Here is a 21,980-nt window from a genome sequence, read left to right as displayed (position 1 = left end):
TTCACGGTAGGATGGTTCAAAGTGGCTATGTTTAAGGTGCGATAGGTTTAAGGTGCGATAACTAGATCTCTTGCAAAAGTACCAGTTCATTGACTTCCACTGACGGAGTTACAAGGGCTGACGATGACTTATGCAAGAAGTCTACTAAATACATGAACATAAGTCAGCTACTCATTCTTTGCCAATGATCCCTTTCCTGATACAACTTGAGTGGTGGTTGCAAAAGGTTTAGTCGCGATAGGGTAGTCGACGTCTTTTGGCATGAGCAGGCGCATATGTGGATAAGGCGTTGAGATATTGGCCGCATCAAAGGCAATTTTTATCTCTTCTTGTAGCACTTCTTTGATTTTGGGTATACGTGCCACGGCTGCTGGCTTGACCCAAAAACGCACGATAAAAAATACGCCATACTCTCCGATTTCGGCCACGGTCGCTGAGGTCTCAGGACGATTGAGTACTGCATCGGTATTGCTGAGTACTTGCAAAATCTCTTTGCGTGCAAGCTCAATATCATTTTCGAAGGCAATACGCACGCGAATATCAAAACGTATAAAGTTTTTGGAGGTTAAGTTAATCACTTCTGAGGAGGCGACATTAGAGTTTGGAATAATAACAGTAATATTGTCTCGAGTTAGGATATGGGTAGTGCGCAAGGCAATAAGCACCACGCGTCCCTCATTATCATTGATATGAATCCAGTCCCCAACTTGAAACGACTGCTCCAGCAAAATAGTGATACCGGCGATAAAGTTGGCAAGCGTCGATTGAGCAGCGAAACCGACAGCTAAGCCGACAATACCCAAACCTGCAACTAACGATACGATATCAAAACCAAATTGTGCCATCACGCTGGCAAGCCCAAGTACCAATAGGAGCACCGACAAGATATTTTTGAGCAGCTGCTCTATCGAGGCATTGAGTCCATAATGCTGTAGGACTTTATGAATAATCTGACCAGACGACGCCCACAGTACGTAGTAGATACCAGCCCACGTACTTGCTTTTGCTGTCGCCTTGATGGTTTCTGGTTCAAAATTTATTTGACTCATGATCGCTATCAGACTGGCGACAATCCAAACGTAACGTAGCGTTGAGCGGGCAATCTTGGTACGGCGATCGTTTAAGCGAATCTTAGTTTTACTTTGTCTAAGAATATAATTGGCCAACCAATAAAAAAATCCCAATACCGCAAGCAGTATTAGGATCTTTATGCCAGTGCTAGCAAGCTCTACTGCTTGAGAAGACCAGTTGAGTGTCTCTTCATCGATAGAGCCGCCAAGCGCAAGGTAGAGGCTAGTATGCAGGTCACGAATGATTTCTTTAAAAAAGTCGGTAACACTAGCGATTGGCATTTTTTCGTCCATGCAGGGTGTGTTTATACAAGGTTTGATAAATAAGGTGTCTGGTTAAGCGTCACCTCAAGTTGTCTAGTCAATCAAATATAGCATGAGTGATGACTAAGCCTAACTCTATTTTTTAGAGCAAGGCCTAACTGTAAATTAAAAATTGTCTTCTTGCGCGTCTTGAGATTGATAGGGTATCTCCATTTTGTCCTGCACATCACGGAGTGCTGTACGCAGTCCTTCTAATATCGTAGGATGATAAAAAGGCGTGTCAAGCATCTCTTTAATGCTCAAGTCATTGGTAATCGCTGTGGCTAATATATGACCGATATACTCAGCATCAGGGCCCACCATGCTCGCGCCTAATATTCTGTCGGTTTTTTTGCAGGCATAGATATGTAGCAGACCACAATTAACGCCCATCACACGGCTGCGCCCTTGGTTGTCAAAACTGACGCGACCAATCACAAATTCCAGCTCAGGGTCTTCTTGAATCTCGGGTAGAGACATTCCGACATTGACGATTTGCGGTGAACAAAATACGATAGAAAATGGGGTGGCGGGCGGGCGAATATAAGCATCTTCGGTATTTTCACAGACCATGTTGCCAGCACTATAGCCCTCATCACTCGCTACATGCAGTAGAGGAATGTGAGCATTGGCGTCTCCAACGATATAGATATCTGAATCGCCAATTTGCCCTGTTTTTTTACTCAAGTTTTTCGGGCGGTTTTTGTCATCAAGCTCAACGCCTAAGTGTTCGACACCCAACTGCTTGATGTTGTTGCGGCGACCAGTCGCGACCAAGACACAGTCGCCTTGCCATTGTCTTGACTCACCAGCACTGTCTTCATATTCAATAAACGCAGTTTGAGTGTCTTTATTTACTTTTTGACCCACATCAGTAATCTTGCTTCCCAAGTGCATGGTAAGCTCATGACTTAAGCACTCGATGGCTTTTTGGTTGATGTCATTATCCTTGAGACCAGCAACTTGTTTGACTCGGTTGAGTAGCGTAACCTCTACGCCCAAGCGCGTAAATGCTTGTGCAAGTTCTAGACCAATGGCGCCAGCACCGACGACGGCCATAGAGTTGGGTAAGTCTGTAAGCTCAAACACGTTATCAGAGGTGAGCATCGTGTCACCCAGTTTGTCAGCCCAACCGTCAGGTATAAAAGGTGAGCTGCCAGTTGCCACAATGATTTGCTCTGCGGCAATGAGCTCATCATTAACCTCGATTAACCCTTGCTCATTGATATGAGCACGCCCATCGATTTTTTTGTGATCAGGCCAGCTATCTACTTGTTTTTTTATGTAGCTTGCAAAATGACTGCGCTCATCACGCACGCGCTGCATCACTTGCTTGCCATCTATTTGCGCAGTTGCATGAACCCCAAACTCAGCCGAATGATTGGTATCATGTGCACGATCAGCGGCTGCAATCAGCAGTTTGCTAGGCATACAGCCGACAGCGACACAGGTAGTGGTCCAAAACCCTTCGTTGATAATGACGACATCGTCTTTAGTTTTACTTGCTTGGCGAAAGGCATTTTGACCAGCCGTGCCTGCACCGATAACGGCAACAGAGACGTTGCGCGTGATTTTTTGCGGTGCCTTATCAGTAGTAGTACCAGACTGTTTATTCATATGATTCTCTAGTAAGAAGGGATTATAAGCGTATGTGTTGACCGGTGACTCAGAGCCTTATATTCGCGCGTTTTATCGTTTTTGCGGCAAAAATGTACTCTGTTATAACGATCAGGTTATGGTGCCAATATGCTGAGTAGACGACTGGTGTAATCTTTGGCACGTAGGTTACGCTGTGCGTGGGTCAGCTTGCCTTCTTTATCAAATACAAATGCTGATCTCACCAGTCCCAAAGTAATATTGCCGTACATGTTTTTCTCTTTAATGACTTCAAAATACTGGCATAGTTTTTCATCAGTGTCACTGACAAGTGGGATCTGTAAGTCGTATTTATCGATGAACTTCTCATGTGACTCAACGCTGTCACGAGAGACGCCAACGATGTCATAGCCTAAGTCGTCAAAGTCGTGGATATGCGCCGTGAACTCCGTCGCTTGTGTGGTACAGCCTGGTGTATTGTCTTTAGGATAAAAATAGAGAATAAGACCTTTGTCGGTATTGGCAACCATCTCTTTGAGACTAATCTCAGCATGGATAAAGTTTCCGGCAAGTTTGCGTACGATGGTCACTGGAAAGTCGGGTAGGTTGATCGTTTCTGTTGTTGGTTTTGCCATGGTAAAATCCTTATTGATTTTGGTTATGTATATTGGTTTTTTTGATGGTTTAGATAGGGTTTTATTTATCGTCTTCTTATTATAGGCAGATTGGTAGCAATAAATAATCAGTTTTACACTTTGCTTATCCATTGGTAACAAAAAAGACTGGCAATGGCCAGTCTTTTGTATATCAAACGAATAGTAATTAAGCAGGCTTTTGCGGCTGCTTCAAGTCTAAGCCGACTGTGCACTGCTGCAGGTCTTTTTGCATGGTTTTGACATAAGGCAAGCTTGAAGGGTCTTTTTTGTCTTTTGCGTAGCTTTCGATCTCCCACATCTGACCAATCGTCATGTTGCTACGCACACCGATAGTGCACTTACATAACTTTGTCGCATCACTTTTACTAGCGACTTTATATTTAACTGCGCCATCGACGCATGAGTTGATATTACTTTGCTTAATATCAGTAGCATTCGCCTGCGGCATTGCGAACGCGGCCGCTAAGGCTAGGGGGAGTAATGGCAATAACTTCATAAATATCCTCTTACAGGTAGTGTCAATTTTTGACTATGGTATTCAATGTGATTTTATAATCAACAGACAGCTGGATCACTGATATGTGAGTGACTGAATCATTGGTGATATCTCATGTAACCTATATCACATGTAATCTATTCAATTGGCAAAAATGATTGTCCATACCATAGCAAGTATATTGATTAAAATACAATGTCGACGTGCTGTGTTAATGCAAGCGAATGTTTCGCTAATGTTGATTGATGCCGCTGTTTGATAAAAAGTCAGTATCTCTATCCAGCTTGGTAATGAGTAGGGTCAGTGACGCCAGCTTGAGCAAAGCCTTGGCGACGTAGCGCACAGCTATCACAAACGCCGCAAGCAAGTCCGTTTGCATCGGCACGATAACAAGAAATCGTTTGTCCATAATCAACGCCCAATGATAGACCAAGCTCAATAGTTTGAGCTTTGGACAGCTTTTGTAGTGGGGTTTGGATAGACAAGCGATGACCGGTAACGCCCGCTTTTGTCGCCAGATTGGCCATGTGCTCAAATGCTTCGATATACTCTGGACGGCAATCGGGATAGCCAGAGTAATCGACTGAGCTGACCCCAATGACGATATGATTGGCATCAGTCACTTCAGCGACGGCTAGCGCATAAGACAAAAAGATCGTATTGCGCGCAGGCACATAAGTATTCGGAATGGCATCGTTATCGATCTCATCGTGCTTCTTGCTAGGGAATTTGTCGGTATCGCCGTCTGGTACAATCATGCTGTGATCGGTGAGTGATGAGCCACCAAGCTGGGCGATATCAATGTCGATAATTCTGTGGTTGACGCCTGCTGTCTCAGCGATAGTCTTTGCTGCAACAAGCTCACTATTATGACGTTGCCCATAGTCAAAGCTAACCGCTGTCACCGAGGCATAGCGCGCCTTTGCCCAATACAAACACGTCACCGAATCGAGACCACCTGATAAAAGCACCACGGCATTTTGGTTTTTGTGAGGAGTATCGTTGCTGTTGGACGCTTGATTCATTGAGGGATTCTGCAAAGTAACGTTAGTCATAGTGTTATCTATTATTGGTTTACGAAAACGGCTATTTTAGCAAAAATACGGCTATTACAGAACCACGAAGCGACCAATCACGTATCACTAAAGTGACAAAGCCATGCTAAGCAGTATTGCAATAAAAATAAAGTGCGTATTACTGTCATCTTTTCAATCTGTTAGCAATATTTGTTATAATTGCCGCTTTTAAAGCATCGATAACCCTACCTCATTGATCTTGCTTTATCGCAAACTACTTTATAGTAAAATCATCCTTATAAAGATATTGAGTAACTTATGACCGCAGCAACCTTATTTACGCCAAACATCCCTTCTCACTCTGACGATATATCTAATGAATCAGACTTTAATCGTTATGTTTTAGAGGCTGATGCTGAAGAGGGTAGCAATGAAGATATCGTTGATGAACAGTCTACTGACTCACAATCGCCTACTGAATCTGCGGCTTTTCGTAAGCTACAAAAGAAGCTTCGTCGCCAAGTCTCTTGGGCCATTCGTGATTTTAATATGATTGAAGACGGTGATGTGGTGATGGTCTGTGTCTCGGGCGGTAAAGACAGCTATACCTTGCTGGATATTTTGCTCCTACTAAAACGTATCGCCCCCATTCATTTCGATATCGTCGCAGTCAATCTTGACCAAAAGCAGCCCGGCTATCCTGAAGATATTCTGCCTGCTTATCTAAACGAGCAGGGCATTGCCCATTATATCTTGGAAAAAGACACGTATAGTATTGTCAAAAGTGTGGTGCCAGAAGGCAAGACCTATTGCTCAGCGTGTTCACGTCTGCGCCGTGGTTCGTTGTATGGTTTTGCTAAGCAGATTGGTGCGACCAAAATCGCCTTGGGTCATCATCGCGATGACATGCTGGCGACTTTCTTCTTGAATTTATTTCATGGCGGCGCGCTCAAATCAATGCCGCCTAAACTGCTGAGTGATGACAAGCAAAACCTGCTGATTCGTCCATTGGCGTATGTCGAAGAAAAAGACATCATCGAGTATGCCAAATTAAAAGAATTCCCGATTATTCCTTGTAATCTGTGTGGCAGCCAGACCAATCTACAACGTGCCATTATCAATGACATGCTACGCGAATGGGATGACGCTCATCCGCAGCGTTTGGCGTCTATCTTTAAGGCAATGCAAAACGTAGCGCCATCACAGTTAGCGGATCGTGAGTTGTTTGACTTTGAGACACTCAGTCTTGATCGTGATAACGACGAGCGTTTGTTTGAAGGGGATAATATTCAATCAGGGCAGACCGACAGTCTGGCTGAGATTGGTTTGCCGGTATCACCAAAGACGCAAACGTTCAATCCTAAGTTTGCTAGCGATAAGCCGTATGCAACAGAATCAGACAATGCTGTAACAAGTAGAACTACACCTCAGAAAATTCCAACAATTAACCCACTTATTTAGCATCTCATGAGCGAATACTGATCGAGTAACCCATAAAAAACCAGCCATTCATAAAGAAAAGGCTGGTTTTTTAAATGTAGATATTAGGGCATAGCTTAATAATATTAACTTTTAGCAAAGACAGGTAAAGGTTTAAAGCTAACCTCTGAGCGCGGAAGCTTGGCGACATCTTGCATACGCCAATCGTCCTTGCCATCGTTATTCACTTGCAGGTAATATTTGGCTTTTACCGAATCAAGATTTACTTGGGCGCTGTATTTATTGCCTTCAACATGCTTTAGCACGACGTCACGGTCTTTTTTGATATCGGTGGCATGCGAGATTGAAAGATTAAGCGTATCGGGATAAGTAAGTGGCTGGCCGTTCAATAGCTTGCCTGACTGCACACTTTGCTCAGGATAATTGAGATAAAACACAACATCGCCATTATCCGCAAATTGCATTTTGCCATGCAAGTCCAAGTCATAAGCAAGCTTGTCACGTGATACGTCGTGATAGAGCGTCTTGCCATCCATATACCAGTCGTCACGTACCACGCTGTCGCGGATCTGGTAAGAGTAGTAGACAAACCAGATACAAGCGATCACGACCGCAGCTGGCATGCCAATCACAAAAATCATAACCATGTAATTCTTGTACCATGGCTGAGTATCTTGATGTTTAAAATTCGGTGCTGGATTAGACATAAAATACCTATTTATCAGATACTTATTTATCAAAGATCTGCTTATCAGATATCGACAAATGGTATCAACGGACAATTTGACGGCTACCTGCTGCCAGTTTAACCATAAATCATTCACCCGATAGCCTTTGACTCTCAAAGTCGCTGACTACCGAATGACATAAAGGAAACTAAATAATCAGTTCAGTGATGAATTACTGACCTTGAGTCGTAAAGACGTTTTGCTTACTGACTTTGTACTTACCGTCTTCACTGGTCACATTTAACGTCACTGGCGTTTGACCAAATTCAATCACATCAGGGTCACCGTAAATACTGACAGGCATATCGAAGCTTTCGCCTGCTTCTAAGGGTACATCGTTGAAGCGCAGCTCTAAACTCAGACCCTCTTGCGGTGCGAGCGTTATTTTATAATTGTGTGGCTCTTGGGTTTTGTTGGTTAGCTTGACGATATAGCTGTTCTCAATCATGCCTTGGGTATTGATAGATGATAACTGGTTACGATCACGGCGGATATCAATCTCTAGCGGCACGCGGTCTGTCAACGCATAGATAACCCCGCCACATAGCACTGCCAATAGCGCCAAATAAGCAAATAATCGTGGACGAAATACACGGCTCGGTTCTTTTTCGACCAGCTGACGCTCGGTTGTATAACGAATCAGCCCGCGTGGATAGCCGACTTTGTCCATGATTTCGTTGCAGGCATCAATACAGGCGGCGCACTGAATACAGGCAACTTGCAAGCCATCACGAATATCGATACCAGTGGGGCAGACCTGCACACACATGGTACATTCGATACAGTCACCCAGCTCTTCAGGGTGTGTGCCTTTTTTACGCGCGCCGCGTGGCTCACCACGCTCATAGTCGTAAGAGACAATCAGCGTATCTTTATCAAACATCACACTTTGGAAGCGGCCATAAGGACAAATCTGTACACACATCTGCTCACGCATATAACCTGCATTGGCATAAGTGGCAAAGGTAAAGATAAACATCGATATCCATACCCATGTTGGCCAGTCAGGAAAAGGAATCAGTCCCACGGTCTGCCAGCTATGATAAAGCGAATCTGTACCTGCCACATAACTGACAAAGGTTGCTGCTGTAATCACAGAAAGTACAAACCAAATCGCATAGACTACCGTTCGCTTGAACACTTTACTCGCGCTCATAGGCGATTTATCAAACTTCATGCGCTTATTGCGATCACCAATGACCCATTTTTCAACGTACTGGTAGAGATGCGTCCAGATGGTTTGTGGACAAGCATAACCACACCAAACGCGGCCAGCATATACAGTCACCATAAACAAAGTAAACGCTGCAATAATGGCAAATGCGGCAATAAAATAAAAATCTTGAGTCAAAAAAGTCAAACCAAAAATATAGTAATGCTGTGAGGGAACATCAAACCATATTGCTTGTCTGCCATTATAACGCAGCCACGGTAAAATTAAAAAAGCGGCCAAAAGGGCATACATCGTGATGACACGAATATTTTGATAAAACCCTGTCACAAACCTCGGATGTACCCGATGCTTGGTGGCATCAAGATCGACTTGTCGTACGGGAATTTTATTGGATGATTGCTGTGCTGACATAAACGTGCCTCTTTAAAAAAGAATCAGTCTGCTGGCATGATGAACAAATACCTCTCGTCGTGAAGTATATGAATGTATGATGTTATCAATGTCAGTAAATAATGGATAGCGACTTGAATAAAAGTCCTCTAGTACACTTACTAAATAATTGATTATAAGTGGGTAATTAGATCGAGCTAAGACATCATCAGTCTGGCTCGTTAGCCATTTGGAAAACAGCTATTCTAACATTCTCCATACTAACAATGGGGTAATAATCGTAAAAAGCAATCACTATAGATCATAATAATGTCTACTGAGAAGTATCTGTGATAGCGACTATTAGGTAAATTCTGCAAAAATAAACGAAAAAAGGAGAACTGTACTGACAGTCCTCCCTTTATTAAATCTCATCCATGTACAGTACGGCAATAGTGTCTTAGTTAGCAGTAGCTTCTTTGGTCGCTACTGGCTGAGTCGCTGCAGTATTTGCCATCGCAGTTTCAGGTGCTTTGCCAGTTTTGTCCGATAGTGAGTAGACGTAAGCGGCAAGTAGCATGATACGCTCATTACCTAGCTTCGTTTCCCACTGAGGCATTACACCTGCGCGGCCATAACGTAGCGTTTCACGAATGGTCTCGCGATCACCACCATATAACCAGATATTATCCGTCAAATTCGGTGCGCCAGCTGAAATCATACCTTTACCATCTGGTCCATGACAAAGAACGCAGTTGGTCGGCTCATGAAAAATAACTTTACCTTGAGCAACTTTCGTTTGATCAAGATCATAGTCATTTTGGTTGCCTGATAGTGATAAGACATATTCAGCGACCGCACGTATGCCGTCTTCACCAAGCTGATCACGCCATGCTGCCATACCACCAACACGACCATTGTGTAGCGTGGTCAAGATGTTACCGGCTTTACCACCATACAACCAATCATTGTCAGTCAAATTAGGATAGCCTGGGGCACCCTTAGCATTCGAGCCATGACATACTGCACAGTTCTGTAAGAACAAACGGCTACCAACTTTTAAAGCATTTGGATTTTCAGACAGTTTTTCGACATAAGGCGCAAGTTCTGTGACCTTCTCATCGATTTGTGCCTGTAGATCCGCTGGTGGATTGTCACTGCGACGCATGGTCGCTTGTAGCTCGTTTAGCGTCGCTAGTGTCGCGGTTGCGCCTGCTGCATCTGCTTTAACCAAGATATTCTTTTCAAAGTTATCTGTAAATACTTTGTTGTTGCTCTCAAGCTCACTGAACAGCTCGTTTTTAGAAGTCCATGGTACATCTTCACCATCGACTTTTATGGTTGCAAGACCGTTCCAGTTTCCCGGAAGCATGGCTGGGAAAAACACCCAGTAAACCACGCCCCAGACGATTGAGCCAAAAAATATCACTAACCACCATTTAGGAAGTGGTTTATCGTATTCTCGGATACCATCGTATTCATGACCAGTGGTACCGTCTTCTTCAACCTCTGGCTTGTATTTTAATACAAACAGCAGAACGCCAAGAATGAACGCCCAACAACCAAAACTGATTAGCGTAATCCAAGAACTCCAAAAAAATGTCATCATTTATCCTTATTGCGCTGCTCTTCAGACAGAGATCTAATATCCTCGTCATCAAGCGCAAGTTGTGCATCTTCTTCGAAGCGTTTTTTGTTTTTTGGCGAATACGCCCACCATGCAACGCCTACGAAGGCAATAAAGGCAGAAACGGTCGCAATTGTTTGTAATTCACCAATACCCATTAGCGCTGTCCTTCCATTGCGGTACCTAACTGCTGTAGATAGGCAACCAAAGCATCAAGCTCAGTGGCGCCAAGTACGGCATCTGGAGCACCTTCGATATCTTCTTCAGTATAAGGCACACCGAAGCGATCACGGAATAGACGCATTTTAGCTTGAATGTTCTCACCATCGACTTCGTTCTCGGCCAACCACGGGAAACCTGGCATGACTGACTCAGGCACTAGCGAACGTGGATTGATTAGATGCTGCTTTTGCCAATCTTCAGAATAACGGCCACCAACACGTGCTAAGTCTGGTCCAGTACGTTTCGATCCCCATAAAAACGGGTGATCCCACGTAGACTCAGCGGCACGTGAGTATGGTCCATAACGTTCAACTTCTGCACGTAGTGGGCGAACCATTTGCGTATGACAAACGTGACATCCTTCACGGATATAAATATCACGACCTTCAAATTCAAGCGCAGTCCAAGGCTCCATAGCGGGAAGGGGCTTGTTCAAACCGCCTTCTTCAGGACTGTCGTTGTTATAAATCAAAGGCACGATTTCAACTAGCGTTGCAAAACTGATAGCAATGACGATGCCAATGACTAACAAGCCTGTATTTTTTTCAATAATTTCATGCGGTGTACCAGCCATGATCGCTCCTTATACGTTAGCTGTCGAAGGTTTTTCGACACTAGGTTCATGATCCGTTGGATCAGCGACATCTACAGGCTTACCTTCTGGCATTTTGAGTGTTTTATAGCAGTTATAAGCCATAACAAACATACCCGATACATATAAGAAGCCACCAAAAGCTCGGCCAATATATGGGAAATGCGAGAATTCAACAGTATCAACGAAGCTATATACCAAAGTACCGTCTGGGTTAGTAGCAAGCCACATCATGCCTTGGCCGATACCTGAGATCCACATAGACACGATATAGAAAATCGTTCCTGCAGTCGCCAGCCAAAAATGCGTGGTGATTAAGCTGATAGAGTACATTTTGGGTTTGTTATAGACACGTGGTAACAGCACATATAGCGAACCAATCGTAATCATACCAACCCAGCCAAGTGCGCCTGAGTGTACGTGACCAACTGTCCAGTCAGTGTTATGCGATAAAGCATTTACTGTCTTGATTGACATCATTGGGCCTTCGAACGTCGACATCGCGTAGAACGACAACGCCACAATCATAAAGCGAATGATCGGATCGGTACGTAGCTTATCCCAACTACCTGATAGCGTGAGTACACCGTTAATCATACCACCCCAAGAGGGTGCAAATAGAATGATGGAGAATACCATTGCCAATGACTGCGTCCAATCAGGAAGCGCTGAATAATGCAAATGGTGACCACCAGCCCACATATAGGAAGCAATCAATGCCCAAAAGTGAACGATAGACAAGCGATAAGAGTAGATAGGACGACCAATCTGTACTGGAACGAAGTAATACATCATGCCAAGGAAAGCTGCCGTTAAGTAAAAACCTACCGCGTTATGCCCGTACCACCACTGGACCATGGCATCAGTTGCACCGCCAAATAGCGAGTAAGATTTGAACGCACTAACAGGAATAGCCATGCTGTTTACGATGTGTAGTAGTGCAATCGTAATAATGAAGGCGGCAAAGAACCAGTTAGCCACATAAATATGTGAGGTTTTGCGTTTGATGAGTGTACCAAAAAATACGATGGCATAAGAGATCCATACCAAAGCAATTAAGATATCGATAGGCCACTCAAGCTCAGCGTACTCTTTACTTGACGTCAAACCTAGAGGAAGGGTAATAACAGCAGAAACAATCACTGCTTGCCAACCCCAAAAGGTAAACCAAGCCAAATATGGCGCAAATAAGCGCGTCTTGCAGGTACGCTGAACGATATAGTAAGACGTTGCGAACAAGGCACAGCCACCGAACGCAAAAATCACCGCATTGGTGTGCAGTGGTCTTAAATGACTAAAGGTCAGCCATGGAATGTCAAAGTTTAGTGATGGCCATGCTAACTGTGAAGCAATGAACACACCAAGACTCATGCCGACGATGCCCCAAACGACAGCCATGATCGTAAAAAATCTTACGATAGTAATTTCATACTCACGGTCAACTGGGGCGACTGCTGTGTTTTGTAAACTCATTGGATGATTCCTTTACAGCCCGAATTATCAACAGAATTAACCAACAGTCCGCATTATAGATATTATAAAAACTTATAAACCTACAATAGCTACGGTACATAATGTTTTTTGACCTTTTATCACCATAATCTTATTAACTATCAATTTAGGCTTTGATTTTATGTCAGTTGATACTGATGGATAAAATGAGGCGCTTCGTGCACCTTGTTTACAGCCAATCGATAGTAGGATTGTTAATACATCATCAAGATAAATAAAAAGACGCGCCGTTTTTGAGCATCAAACATCTTATGAGGCTAAATATATATCTTAATTATTACGAAAAAATCTGTACTAATGAAGATAGATACCCATATCTATAGGGCTATAAAAACGCACTGACCATAGATGTATGCTAGCGGCGGCTGACAAAAAACATGTTTATGTAATGTTTGGTTAAAACTCCCGACTCTGTTTAAGGGTATTGTAACGCAATCCTAATTAAATATCATCAGAACTATGCGGCAAAATACAAACTCTTTGGTATAAATGATAGCGAGCAACTTATTATTATTGCGCTACTTGCTTATTTTATACCCAATTTTGTCACTATTCTAGATGCGTGTTTGCATCAAACTAAGACAAACGTTGCTAAATATAATTGTGATATTCGAAAGGAATTTTGTAACAATCGTACCACTAGCGGCACAAATAGGTTTTACTTCTCATCAAGTCGCCCCTTATAATGAGCCTGAACATATTTAATGCCCGTATACTTGTGGGCTATTAATAACAGGCATTTTAATAATTTGCTAGTCAGGTTAATGCGTAAAATAGCAGCGTTAACCCAACAAAACACCCGTTAAGGATAATAATATGGCAGTTTTTTTGACAGATGAATGGTTTGAGCAAGTGGAGAAAATGGGCAGTGAGGCGGGTGAGTTAAACTTGCCACCAGCACTTGCTAATATGATTGTTAACCTAAAAGTGTCTGATACTGACAAAGATATCGAAGCCAACTTTGCCGATGGTTTATTACATCGTGGTCTAAATAGTAACGGCACGACGACTTTATTATTAGATCGTAGCATTCTACAGTCTATCATCACTGATTTTGACACCAATCAAATTATGGGTGCTTTTATGAGCGGTAAAATTCGCGTTGAAGGGGATATGTCACAATTGATGGCAGTACAGACTGCTCGTCCAAGCGCTGAGCAAAAAGAGTTGTATAAGCGTATCAAATCAATGACGACGATGGCGTAGATCTTATATTGAATGGTTTGTACTCAAGCCATTGATATACAATTCACTCAGATATACAAAAGCCCCTATTTAGGGGCTTTTTATTGTGTAAAAAACTAGGCATAACACGTAATACAATAGGCTGTTATATTCAGTAACTAGCTGGCTTTAGACTGCGCCGACGCTTGCTGATTCTCTTTATATATCGCTGCCTGCAACCAGACATTGGCTTGTACATAGTCATGCACTTTAATGCTGGCGGTCTCTGGCGTATTAAGCGCACCAATACGTACGACAAAGGGATCTGCATCCTGCTCACGTAATGTCACTACATCAAACAAAATGACAGATTTATCGTTAAATATCGTTTCTTGTTTGCCAAGCACTTGACCTTGACACCAAGCCTCATCTTCTTGCCCTAAAGTATCGCCAAATAAATAAGCACACATGTGTCCTAAGTTGATTTCGACCGGTGCCATTTGTTCTTCGGTTTCAGGTTTCCATTCACTGATTTGCGCTTGCAGATCGTCTGGAATTTTTCCGTCATTAGCCGCGACGATATCGTTAAACGCACGGTGATAGCGGATAGATTCTTGGTCTTCTACCATGATGACTTCGTTTTGCTCACTGAGCTTAATCTCGTGCGCCCATGCGCTAAAGTTAACGAAATAAGACGTATCGCGCTGATACAAGTGACGGTTGGTGGTATAGAGCTGATCAAACGCATAAATAATGCTGCCATCAGCCGTGCGTAAGCGTAATACCGCATCGTGTAAGTTGTCATTGACAATGACGCGCTCGATTTTACAGTCAAGCCCATAAGGACTATCAACACAAGGATAAGCATTGATGAAGCGCTCAGGCTTACCGTCTTTCATTGCAAGTACTTGATTGATATGGCAGGGCTTGTCTTCTGATAACAACAAACAGCTGTCTTTTGCACTGACGTTGTTGTTCAGACCTTTAGGCATTGCCGCCACTTCGATCATTTTTTGTAGCCACTCTGGCACATCATTGCTCATATCATCGGTCAAAATACGCCAATGATCGCCATGACCTGCAGACTGTTCATCGGTCAGTGTGATCTTGGTAGGAGTTTGAATGTTTTTATATTGATAATTTATGGTCATGAAAATACTCAAAATTAAGTCAGCGTGGGGTTTGTGTCTAATACTGTAGTGCGACGGTTACTTACGTACCATTCAGTATTTCAAATAACTGGTTTATGATGTCAGCGACATTACCAGCAAAGTGTGAACAAACCACAATGAGGGTTAATGACAATTGTCTTTAGCATATAATATATAGGTATTGACATATCTAATAGCAAGGCCTCTATAAAAAATAATAACAAAACCCAGTTTTTTGGTAAAAAATACTCTTAGTATCGGCTAATGACTGGCACATATTGGCTAAATTGTGTCAAACTAGCTCCCTTTTGACGGCTGTCCTCGGCTCGTCTGATCTCCTGTTTTGTGTTTGATTTATATGTGAGTAGTAGCAGCTGTATGATGCATTTACTACTGCTCGTGATGCAACCTATATAAAGTCGCACGTAGATAAGATAAAGAGTTTGAATATGTTTCGTCCTTTAGCGTTATTTATCGGCTTACGATATACCCGAGCAGAGCGTAGTAATGGCTTTATCTCCTTTATATCCCTGATTTCAATGATTGGTCTGACGCTTGGGGTTGCCGTATTGATTACGGTGCTATCGGTCATGAATGGTTTTGATCGAGAATTAAAAACCCGTATTTTGGGCATGGTGCCGCAAGCCACCGTGGTCTCAACTGAGATTATTGGTGATTGGGAGCAGCTCGCTGATAAGATTAAAGAAGATCCAGAAGTATCAGATGTCGCCCCCTTTATCCAATTGCAAGGGATGCTGACATCAAACGGTCAGGTCGCCGGGATTATGGTGACTGGCGTCGAGCCTGAATACGAAAAAAACGTCTCTATCATTAATGATCATATGGTCGAGGGCAGTATTGATACCTTGCAAAGTGGTGACTTTAGCATTGTATTGGGTGAAGAGATGGTGCAGTCTTTGGGCTTGCAGATAGGGGACAAAGTGACTTTGGTGCTGCCAGAAGCATCGCCATCGCCAGCCGGTGTGATACCGCGGTTTAAGCGCTTTACTTTGACAGGTATTTTTACCATCAGCCCAGAGGTAGACAGTCTGATGGCGTTCATCCCGATGGGTGATGCAGCAAAACTGCTGCGTCTGCCAGAAGGGGCGCAAGGCGTGCGTATGAAGCTCAATGATATCTTTACTGCGCCGATTGCCGCAGAAAAAGCCGCTGCTATTTCTCCTCAGCAGTTGTTCCCCAATGATTGGACGCAGACGCACGGCAATCTATTTGGTGCAATTCAGATGGAAAAAGCCATGGTTGGTTTGCTACTATTTTTAATCATCTTAGTTGCCGCTTTCAACATTGTCTCAAGTCTTGTGATGCTCGTCACTGACAAAAAAGCAGATATTGCCATTCTAAAAACCTTTGGTGCGTCTCCTCGTTTGATTACCCAAGTCTTTATGGTACAAGGCGTGGTCATCGGTGTGATCGGTACCGTTGCTGGTACGATATTGGGTGTGATATTCGCACTCACCGTCAGTGATATTTTAGGCTTTATTAATCAAGTCTTTAATTTGAATCTGTTTGATGCTTATTTTGTGAATTATTTGCCGTCAGAGTTGCGTTTACTTGACGTGGTATTCATTACAGGTGCCTCATTTATATTGAGCTTTTTGGCAACGATTTATCCAGCACGCCGAGCGGCTAAAATTCAGCCTGCCCAGACACTACGTTATGAGTAATTCAATCGCATAAATAAAATAAAGGAAGCGCTATGTCTGCCATTTTAAAGGCGACCAATATCAATAAAATATATGATGAGGGAGCCGTTAGTACGCAAGTTTTGACGGGCCTCGATCTGACAGTTCATGCTGGTGAGCGCATTGCTATTGTCGGGACCAGTGGTTCAGGAAAAAGTACCTTGCTACATTTGCTTGGTGGTTTAGATACGCCCACGAGTGGTGAAGTCTGGTTACATGGTCAGTTATTAAATAGCATGAATGAGACCGAACGCGGCGCGATGCGCAACAAGCATTTGGGTTTTATTTATCAGTTTCACCATTTGCTAGCAGAGTTTACCGCAGTCGAGAACGTTGCGATGCCTTTACTGATGCGTCCAGAAGTATCAACGACTGACGCTCGCAAGCAAGCGATTGAGATTCTCGAAAACGTCGGTCTAGATCATCGGTTGATGCACAGACCGGGTGAGCTATCAGGTGGTGAGCGTCAGCGTGTGGCGATTGCGCGCGCACTAGTTACCAAGCCTTCGCTTATCTTGGCGGATGAGCCAACTGGTAACTTGGATTATGACAATGCGCAAAGTGTCTTTGCATTGCTATCAGAGCTACAAAGCACGATGCAAACAGCACTTTTGATGGTGACACATGATCGCAACTTGGCGGCGCTTGCTGATCGTCAATTATTGCTACGTAATGGTCATTGGGAACAGTATTAACGTCTATATATGTTGAGATTTTCAGATGAATATAAGTGTCATAAATTGGCACTTATAAGGGTTGTCCTAACGAAATATATTGTTGTATTATCAAGTAAATATCTCATAGCAAAAGATATAAAAGCTTGATTAACTAGCTGCTATATCTATTTTATAGGACTCCGAATAATGAACAAAGATGACAATCCAATCGCCGCTTTTGGCAGTGCTGAAGAAGGCGATGAGCCGTTAAAGCCTTATATCGATCCAACCTTGTTTGACACCATCGATAGACAAGAACAAAAGGATCTTATCACCCCCGTGTTTGATGCGATCACTTTGGCTGGGGTTGACTATGATTTAAAGGTTCAAGACAGCGCGACAGGTAAGCGTTATACGCTCTGTAAAAACGACGAGGTTATTGAGATCGTCTCTATGGATAAAGATTTTACGGATAAGCTTATAGATGCCATAGAAAGAACCAAAGAAGAGTGATAGCTATTGCTTCAGACGCTGACGTTGATACTGTTTAATATTAATACCGTTTAATGATGTTAAACGGTATTAATATTTAGGCGATTTATCATCAGGTTTTTGCTGACGTTTTTGCCAACTTACGACCGTCTTGTAACGCCAAATCGCTTTAAAAGCAAGTCCACAAATGATGCTGGTTATAACCGCTAAAATCGTTAGCCCTATACAAAATGCTGTAAGCGATACAGTGCCCTTATAAGTAATAAAAGGGTTGGCGCCATCTGATAATGCCCATAAGCTAAAATCAGCAATCATTCTGCCGATAAAGCGCAAACTGATCACTGGTGCATCAATGATTTTTGCCCCGATATAATACCCAGCATAAAAGATAGGCAAGCTGGTGACTGGATTGGTAATCCACGTCAGACCGAGAGCCATAGGCACATTGGCTCGAAAAATAAGTGAGCCAATCAAAGCCAGCAACATCTGTCCTGGCAGTGGAAAAAATGCGCTAAGCACGCCAATATAGACTGCTTTATTTAAGCTATGGCGGTTGAAGTGCCATAACCGAGGATCTGCCAAATGCGGGGCGAACAGTTTTAGGGTGCGACTTTCTAGGATTTTTTCCGGTGTAGGAAGCAGGTCTTTTAGACGTTTGTGGGGCACAGTATCGCCTTTAATCGTTAACGACAGTCCGCTCAATTGTATTGATGGGCTGGTATAAAGTAATATTATGGATAAAAAATACCGATGAGAATACATAGAGTGGTGATGGTAGAAAGCCATCATTTTAATATGCCTCATCAGTATAGGGTAATATAAATATAAATGCTATTGCCTCACAGATATGATGCTTCAGTCGCTTCTAAAATGTCGATAAAAATGGCTGCTTTGGCGCCTTATTATCATCAATAACTGGCGTTAGCTGCATTATAATATTTTGCTCATCAAGCAAGGAGTGCTGGTGTATTGGTTAGTTGGTAGCCTAGTAATTATTGCTATGATGGGTGTGTTGGCAGTTGCAGATAATGTGGCGATGCCGATCGACATGCCTTTATTGAATGTGGTCAGCGCCACAGGTTTGCTTTGGTTGCTTGTCATATTTACTATTATTCTGCTTAGTGCTACTCAACTTAATAGCCCTTCAGTAAATACTCAAAGTACCAATAAAACGCGTTCTGTCAGCTCACCTAATGATGTTAAATTGTCACTTTTTAGCAAATACTTCTTATTTGGTCTATTAGCCATTGGGTTGGTCGTGGGTAGCGCGCTACAAGCGCTAGTTGCACATCAGCAAGCCGAAACGACCAAAATCACTGACTCTATACGTGTACAAGCACTCGTTCGTATCGAAGGGATAAGTGACAGTGTATATGATGCCAGTACAGATAGCGGCTATCGACAAGTAGCAGTGGTCACGCATTTAATGCCATTAGTCGCTGAGTTGACTCCCCAAGATTTGGCAGATAGTACAAGGAATTATTCGAAGGAAGAAAATAATAGCCTAAGTAAAAGCTATAGTGACAATTTTGAAAAAAAACCCAATAATCATATCGAATACCGAGTATTGCTCAATGCCTATCCAAAAAACACATCAAATAATGACTCGTTCTCAAATTTAAATGATTTGCAGCCAGGCGATGAGCTATTTATGAGCTTGGCACTGGTACCATTGTCTACCTCCAAGCAAGCAATAAGCAACCCGTCTGGTTTTGATGGTTATCGCTGGTTGCGAGGTCGACACATTGATGGTGTGGCAAATATACTGGCGGTTAGTGCGTTGACTGTCAGCAAAAGCAATAACGATGAAGCTTTACAACAAGCATCGACGTCTGACTCTTATTTCCAGCGATTTCGTACTCGTATTGATATAGGACGTTGGCAATTAAGAGATCATTTCTATAGAGATTGGCCTGCACAAACCACAGCAGAGCAGCAGGCCAGAGCTGTCACATTGAGTTTGCTCACAGGTGACCGTAGCTTGATCAATCGCGACACCAAGGATCTATATCAACTGGCGGGTATCTCGCATTTGCTTGCAATATCAGGGACACATGTACTGTTTTTAGCCATTGTATTGGGCGGCGCCGTTGTGTTGCTATTCAATCGACTGTGCCCAGTGGTTTATCGCTATATGCCACGCTGGCAAGTGCGTTGGTGGGTAATGATTGGTGCTGCTTTTATTTATGCACTATTTACAGGTTTTGATGTGCCTGCTGCACGTACGGCGTGGATGCTACTGGCTATCGGCTTGGTGAGATTGACATTGCTACCTATCAGTACCATGCGTGTGTTGTTAGCATTAGCTGTCTTGATGGCATGGCAAGATCCGTATGTATTGTGGCAGGCAGGGTATTGGTTGTCCTTCATCGCAGTGGCGCTGTTGCTCAAATACGAAGATACCTCGTATCAGCATACTACAGAGGCTTTGAGATCATCGTACGACGAGCATAGGAGTAAGGGCGATAGAGTGCTCTATCATGCTCTGCGAGCTGGACGGCGTATGTTCAAGCTACAGTTTTGGTTGTTTCTGACGTTATTGCCTATTACGCTGCTCTTATTTGGTAAAGCATCATTGTGGGGACTTATTGTCAATTTATTTGCGATTGGGCTGTTTGGGTGGGTGATTGTACCGCTCAATCTGTTAGCAGGGCTTTTTTACCTGTTATCACCCACGATAGCTGACAGCATTTGGTCTTTAGTAAGTGCCATCGTCGGCAATCTACATGAGTTGATTGGTTGGCTGACATCATTACCAGCATTAACAGACGCATGGTTGTATACGCCAGTTAATATGGCGATATTGCTCATGGTGTTGTTAAGTATAGTACCTTGGCTTTTGCCAAGAGGGCTGCTCAGTCGCTGGTTGGCACTGCCTCCACTGACGCTGTTAATGATGACGGTGTATGCCAATCAGCAGTCACTTGTAACAGTACCGACGTTATATATTTTGCCAACGGGTGATCCCTATATCAGTGCAGCCTTGCTACAATTCCCTTTACATAACCAAAGCGTTAGTAACAGTAAGGATAGATCTTCACTTGCGAAAGACAATACCAGCTGGCTATTTTTGGCCGATCATAGACCAACCGCAACACAGACCATGCCAAGCAATCTCACAGCGGATAAACTATCTGTATCTTTAGAGCAGCAACTGGGCAGTTTGTCAGTTGATAAACTAGAAGGCATCATAGTGCAGAGCAGTAGCACTGTACTGACTGACACGTTGAATGCCAGTGAGCAAAATATGGTCGTTAGCGCCAAAAATTCTGAGTTATTACCGCTGGCAGTTGCGCAGTTAAATCAGCAGCTACCTGTCAGTCAATATTGGCAAGCGGGACGCTCCGAGCGTTGGTCTGCATTCCAGCAAGCCTCTAAAATAGCAGCTCAGTCTAAAGGTAAGACGAATATCAGTGCGCAAGGATGCGAGCAAGGCAAAACATGGCAGGTGGCTAGTGGTGATTTATCCATCCAAGCAATGACAGGCTGGAGCGAGATAGGTGATACTAGCGTGTGGGACTGTACAATTGCGATTGATAGCAGCGTACCTATACAAGTTCTAAGATACAACGCAGCCGATCCGCTAAAGTCATTATCTGTAAACTCTCAAACGAAAATAGCAGATAACCAGTTAGATACGGATCACAAAAACTCGTCTCTATCACGGCTTGTTTTAGACACTGATACCCATCCACGCGTTTGGCAGATGTGGTCATTATTATGTTCAGCTGATTCGAATAACGACAGCATGAGGTTTAAAAATATCACATGGCTTGGTCATAGTGCATCACAGATGACAACTGATGTCATAAGTCGTCAAAGCATCAATGATATTATCACCTACGATGACAAACCTTTAGAAGCGTCTTTATCGCTGAATATAATGGACAACGGTGTTGACGCAGAAGCGATGAGTCCTTAAAAATATTGCTTATACTCGCAGTGTTACAATATGGTGATATTTCACAGTTATACTATTGAACCATTATCGAAATACCACCATACTTACCAGC

At 43.2% G+C, this 21,980-nt stretch carries 19 protein-coding genes; 6 read left to right on the top strand and 13 right to left on the bottom strand.

Annotation, left to right across the window (positions count from 1 at the left end):
• Window positions 1–167: 167 nt before the first annotated feature.
• The 5 genes from AOT82_RS03955 to queC all read right to left on the bottom strand — a co-directional run bounded on the left by AOT82_RS03955 (window position 168) and on the right by queC (window position 5,146).
• Window positions 168–1,352: a mechanosensitive ion channel family protein gene (locus tag AOT82_RS03955; RefSeq protein WP_227517180.1), complete on the bottom strand. Its 1,185-nt coding sequence runs from the start codon at window positions 1,350–1,352 to the stop codon at window positions 168–170.
• Window positions 1,353–1,499: 147 nt separating this feature from the next.
• Window positions 1,500–2,990: a dihydrolipoyl dehydrogenase gene (locus AOT82_RS03950; protein ID WP_071001905.1), complete on the bottom strand. Its 1,491-nt coding sequence runs from the start codon at window positions 2,988–2,990 to the stop codon at window positions 1,500–1,502.
• A 116-nt stretch (window positions 2,991–3,106) separates the two neighbouring features.
• Window positions 3,107–3,604, bottom strand: coding sequence for a peroxiredoxin (locus AOT82_RS03945; protein ID WP_071001904.1), 498 nt, complete (start codon window positions 3,602–3,604; stop codon window positions 3,107–3,109).
• Window positions 3,605–3,791: 187 nt separating this feature from the next.
• Window positions 3,792–4,121, bottom strand: a complete 330-nt coding sequence (locus AOT82_RS03940) for a hypothetical protein (RefSeq protein WP_071001903.1) — start codon at window positions 4,119–4,121, stop codon at window positions 3,792–3,794.
• A 275-nt stretch (window positions 4,122–4,396) separates the two neighbouring features.
• Window positions 4,397–5,146 (bottom strand): 7-cyano-7-deazaguanine synthase QueC, encoded by a 750-nt coding sequence (gene queC, locus AOT82_RS03935; protein ID WP_197496773.1) that lies wholly within the window; start codon window positions 5,144–5,146, stop codon window positions 4,397–4,399.
• Window positions 5,147–5,455: 309 nt separating this feature from the next.
• Between queC and ttcA the strand changes: the two genes are divergently transcribed.
• Window positions 5,456–6,598, top strand: coding sequence for a tRNA 2-thiocytidine(32) synthetase TtcA (gene ttcA, locus AOT82_RS03930; protein WP_071001901.1), 1,143 nt, complete (start codon window positions 5,456–5,458; stop codon window positions 6,596–6,598).
• A gap of 104 nt (window positions 6,599–6,702) precedes the next feature.
• On the opposite strand, the gene AOT82_RS03925 is transcribed toward ttcA, so the two are convergent.
• From AOT82_RS03925 to ccoN, 6 genes are all read right to left on the bottom strand, one after another.
• Window positions 6,703–7,284: a FixH family protein gene (locus AOT82_RS03925; protein ID WP_058024761.1), complete on the bottom strand. Its 582-nt coding sequence runs from the start codon at window positions 7,282–7,284 to the stop codon at window positions 6,703–6,705.
• A 193-nt stretch (window positions 7,285–7,477) separates the two neighbouring features.
• Window positions 7,478–8,890 (bottom strand): cytochrome c oxidase accessory protein CcoG, encoded by a 1,413-nt coding sequence (gene ccoG, locus AOT82_RS03920; RefSeq protein ID WP_071001900.1) that lies wholly within the window; start codon window positions 8,888–8,890, stop codon window positions 7,478–7,480.
• 418 nt (window positions 8,891–9,308) lie between these two features.
• On the bottom strand, window positions 9,309–10,454 hold the full coding sequence (gene ccoP / locus AOT82_RS03915; protein WP_071001899.1) for a cytochrome-c oxidase, cbb3-type subunit III: 1,146 nt from the start codon (window positions 10,452–10,454) through the stop codon (window positions 9,309–9,311).
• The gene (locus tag AOT82_RS03910) at window positions 10,454–10,633 is read right to left on the bottom strand and encodes a CcoQ/FixQ family Cbb3-type cytochrome c oxidase assembly chaperone (RefSeq protein WP_058024764.1); all 180 of its coding nucleotides are present in this window, start codon (window positions 10,631–10,633) and stop codon (window positions 10,454–10,456) included. The genes ccoP and AOT82_RS03910 overlap by 1 nt, the downstream gene beginning before the upstream one ends.
• On the bottom strand, window positions 10,633–11,271 hold the full coding sequence (ccoO, locus tag AOT82_RS03905; RefSeq protein WP_071001898.1) for a cytochrome-c oxidase, cbb3-type subunit II: 639 nt from the start codon (window positions 11,269–11,271) through the stop codon (window positions 10,633–10,635). The genes AOT82_RS03910 and ccoO overlap by 1 nt, the downstream gene beginning before the upstream one ends.
• A gap of 9 nt (window positions 11,272–11,280) precedes the next feature.
• Complete coding sequence (gene ccoN, locus AOT82_RS03900; protein ID WP_071001897.1) at window positions 11,281–12,762, bottom strand: cytochrome-c oxidase, cbb3-type subunit I; 1,482 nt, start codon at window positions 12,760–12,762, stop codon at window positions 11,281–11,283.
• Between the two features lie 855 nt (window positions 12,763–13,617).
• Here ccoN and AOT82_RS03895 point away from each other — a divergent pair.
• Window positions 13,618–14,007 (top strand): SCP-2 sterol transfer family protein, encoded by a 390-nt coding sequence (locus AOT82_RS03895; protein WP_071001896.1) that lies wholly within the window; start codon window positions 13,618–13,620, stop codon window positions 14,005–14,007.
• Window positions 14,008–14,144: 137 nt separating this feature from the next.
• On the opposite strand, the gene AOT82_RS03890 is transcribed toward AOT82_RS03895, so the two are convergent.
• Window positions 14,145–15,116 carry a hypothetical protein gene (locus tag AOT82_RS03890; protein WP_071001895.1) on the bottom strand — a complete coding sequence of 324 codons (972 nt, stop codon included), beginning with the start codon at window positions 15,114–15,116 and terminating at the stop codon, window positions 14,145–14,147.
• 449 nt (window positions 15,117–15,565) lie between these two features.
• On the opposite strand from AOT82_RS03890, the gene AOT82_RS03885 reads away from it, so the two are divergent.
• The 3 genes from AOT82_RS03885 (at window position 15,566) to AOT82_RS03875 (ending at window position 17,988) form a co-directional block, all read left to right on the top strand.
• A complete protein-coding gene (locus AOT82_RS03885; protein WP_071001894.1) occupies window positions 15,566–16,801 on the top strand; it encodes a lipoprotein-releasing ABC transporter permease subunit in 1,236 nt (411 codons plus the stop codon).
• Between the two features lie 32 nt (window positions 16,802–16,833).
• On the top strand, window positions 16,834–17,514 hold the full coding sequence (lolD, locus tag AOT82_RS03880; RefSeq protein WP_071001893.1) for a lipoprotein-releasing ABC transporter ATP-binding protein LolD: 681 nt from the start codon (window positions 16,834–16,836) through the stop codon (window positions 17,512–17,514).
• A 168-nt stretch (window positions 17,515–17,682) separates the two neighbouring features.
• Complete coding sequence (locus AOT82_RS03875) at window positions 17,683–17,988, top strand: hypothetical protein (RefSeq protein WP_058024771.1); 306 nt, start codon at window positions 17,683–17,685, stop codon at window positions 17,986–17,988.
• Window positions 17,989–18,057: 69 nt separating this feature from the next.
• On the opposite strand, the gene AOT82_RS03870 is transcribed toward AOT82_RS03875, so the two are convergent.
• Complete coding sequence (locus AOT82_RS03870; protein ID WP_227517179.1) at window positions 18,058–18,633, bottom strand: DUF2062 domain-containing protein; 576 nt, start codon at window positions 18,631–18,633, stop codon at window positions 18,058–18,060.
• Between the two features lie 298 nt (window positions 18,634–18,931).
• Between AOT82_RS03870 and AOT82_RS03865 the strand changes: the two genes are divergently transcribed.
• Entirely contained in the window at window positions 18,932–21,889 is a 2,958-nt protein-coding gene (locus tag AOT82_RS03865) for a ComEC/Rec2 family competence protein (RefSeq protein ID WP_071001892.1), read from the top strand.
• Window positions 21,890–21,980: the final 91 nt, after the last annotated feature.

The sequence above is a fragment of the Psychrobacter sp. AntiMn-1 genome (genome assembly GCF_001854065.1).
In the GTDB taxonomy this organism is placed as follows: domain Bacteria; phylum Pseudomonadota; class Gammaproteobacteria; order Pseudomonadales; family Moraxellaceae; genus Psychrobacter; species Psychrobacter pacificensis.
The sequence above is the reverse complement of the archived record's forward strand: the minus strand, read 5'-3'. Positions and strand labels throughout refer to the sequence as shown.

What these genes read in the sequence shown, in the direction of transcription:
- AOT82_RS03955 (WP_227517180.1), bottom strand. Translation starts at nt 1,352, where the DNA reads ATGCCAATCGCTAGTGTTACCGACTTTTTTAAAGAAATCATTCGTGAC.
- AOT82_RS03950 (WP_071001905.1), bottom strand. Translation starts at nt 2,990, where the DNA reads ATGAATAAACAGTCTGGTACTACTACTGATAAGGCACCGCAAAAAATC.
- AOT82_RS03945 (WP_071001904.1), bottom strand. Translation starts at nt 3,604, where the DNA reads ATGGCAAAACCAACAACAGAAACGATCAACCTACCCGACTTTCCAGTG.
- AOT82_RS03940 (WP_071001903.1), bottom strand. Translation starts at nt 4,121, where the DNA reads ATGAAGTTATTGCCATTACTCCCCCTAGCCTTAGCGGCCGCGTTCGCA.
- queC (WP_197496773.1), bottom strand. Translation starts at nt 5,146, where the DNA reads ATGAATCAAGCGTCCAACAGCAACGATACTCCTCACAAAAACCAAAAT.
- ttcA (WP_071001901.1), top strand. Translation starts at nt 5,456, where the DNA reads ATGACCGCAGCAACCTTATTTACGCCAAACATCCCTTCTCACTCTGAC.
- AOT82_RS03925 (WP_058024761.1), bottom strand. Translation starts at nt 7,284, where the DNA reads ATGTCTAATCCAGCACCGAATTTTAAACATCAAGATACTCAGCCATGG.
- ccoG (WP_071001900.1), bottom strand. Translation starts at nt 8,890, where the DNA reads ATGTCAGCACAGCAATCATCCAATAAAATTCCCGTACGACAAGTCGAT.
- ccoP (WP_071001899.1), bottom strand. Translation starts at nt 10,454, where the DNA reads ATGACATTTTTTTGGAGTTCTTGGATTACGCTAATCAGTTTTGGTTGT.
- AOT82_RS03910 (WP_058024764.1), bottom strand. Translation starts at nt 10,633, where the DNA reads ATGGGTATTGGTGAATTACAAACAATTGCGACCGTTTCTGCCTTTATT.
- ccoO (WP_071001898.1), bottom strand. Translation starts at nt 11,271, where the DNA reads ATGGCTGGTACACCGCATGAAATTATTGAAAAAAATACAGGCTTGTTA.
- ccoN (WP_071001897.1), bottom strand. Translation starts at nt 12,762, where the DNA reads ATGAGTTTACAAAACACAGCAGTCGCCCCAGTTGACCGTGAGTATGAA.
- AOT82_RS03895 (WP_071001896.1), top strand. Translation starts at nt 13,618, where the DNA reads ATGGCAGTTTTTTTGACAGATGAATGGTTTGAGCAAGTGGAGAAAATG.
- AOT82_RS03890 (WP_071001895.1), bottom strand. Translation starts at nt 15,116, where the DNA reads ATGACCATAAATTATCAATATAAAAACATTCAAACTCCTACCAAGATC.
- AOT82_RS03885 (WP_071001894.1), top strand. Translation starts at nt 15,566, where the DNA reads ATGTTTCGTCCTTTAGCGTTATTTATCGGCTTACGATATACCCGAGCA.
- lolD (WP_071001893.1), top strand. Translation starts at nt 16,834, where the DNA reads ATGTCTGCCATTTTAAAGGCGACCAATATCAATAAAATATATGATGAG.
- AOT82_RS03875 (WP_058024771.1), top strand. Translation starts at nt 17,683, where the DNA reads ATGAACAAAGATGACAATCCAATCGCCGCTTTTGGCAGTGCTGAAGAA.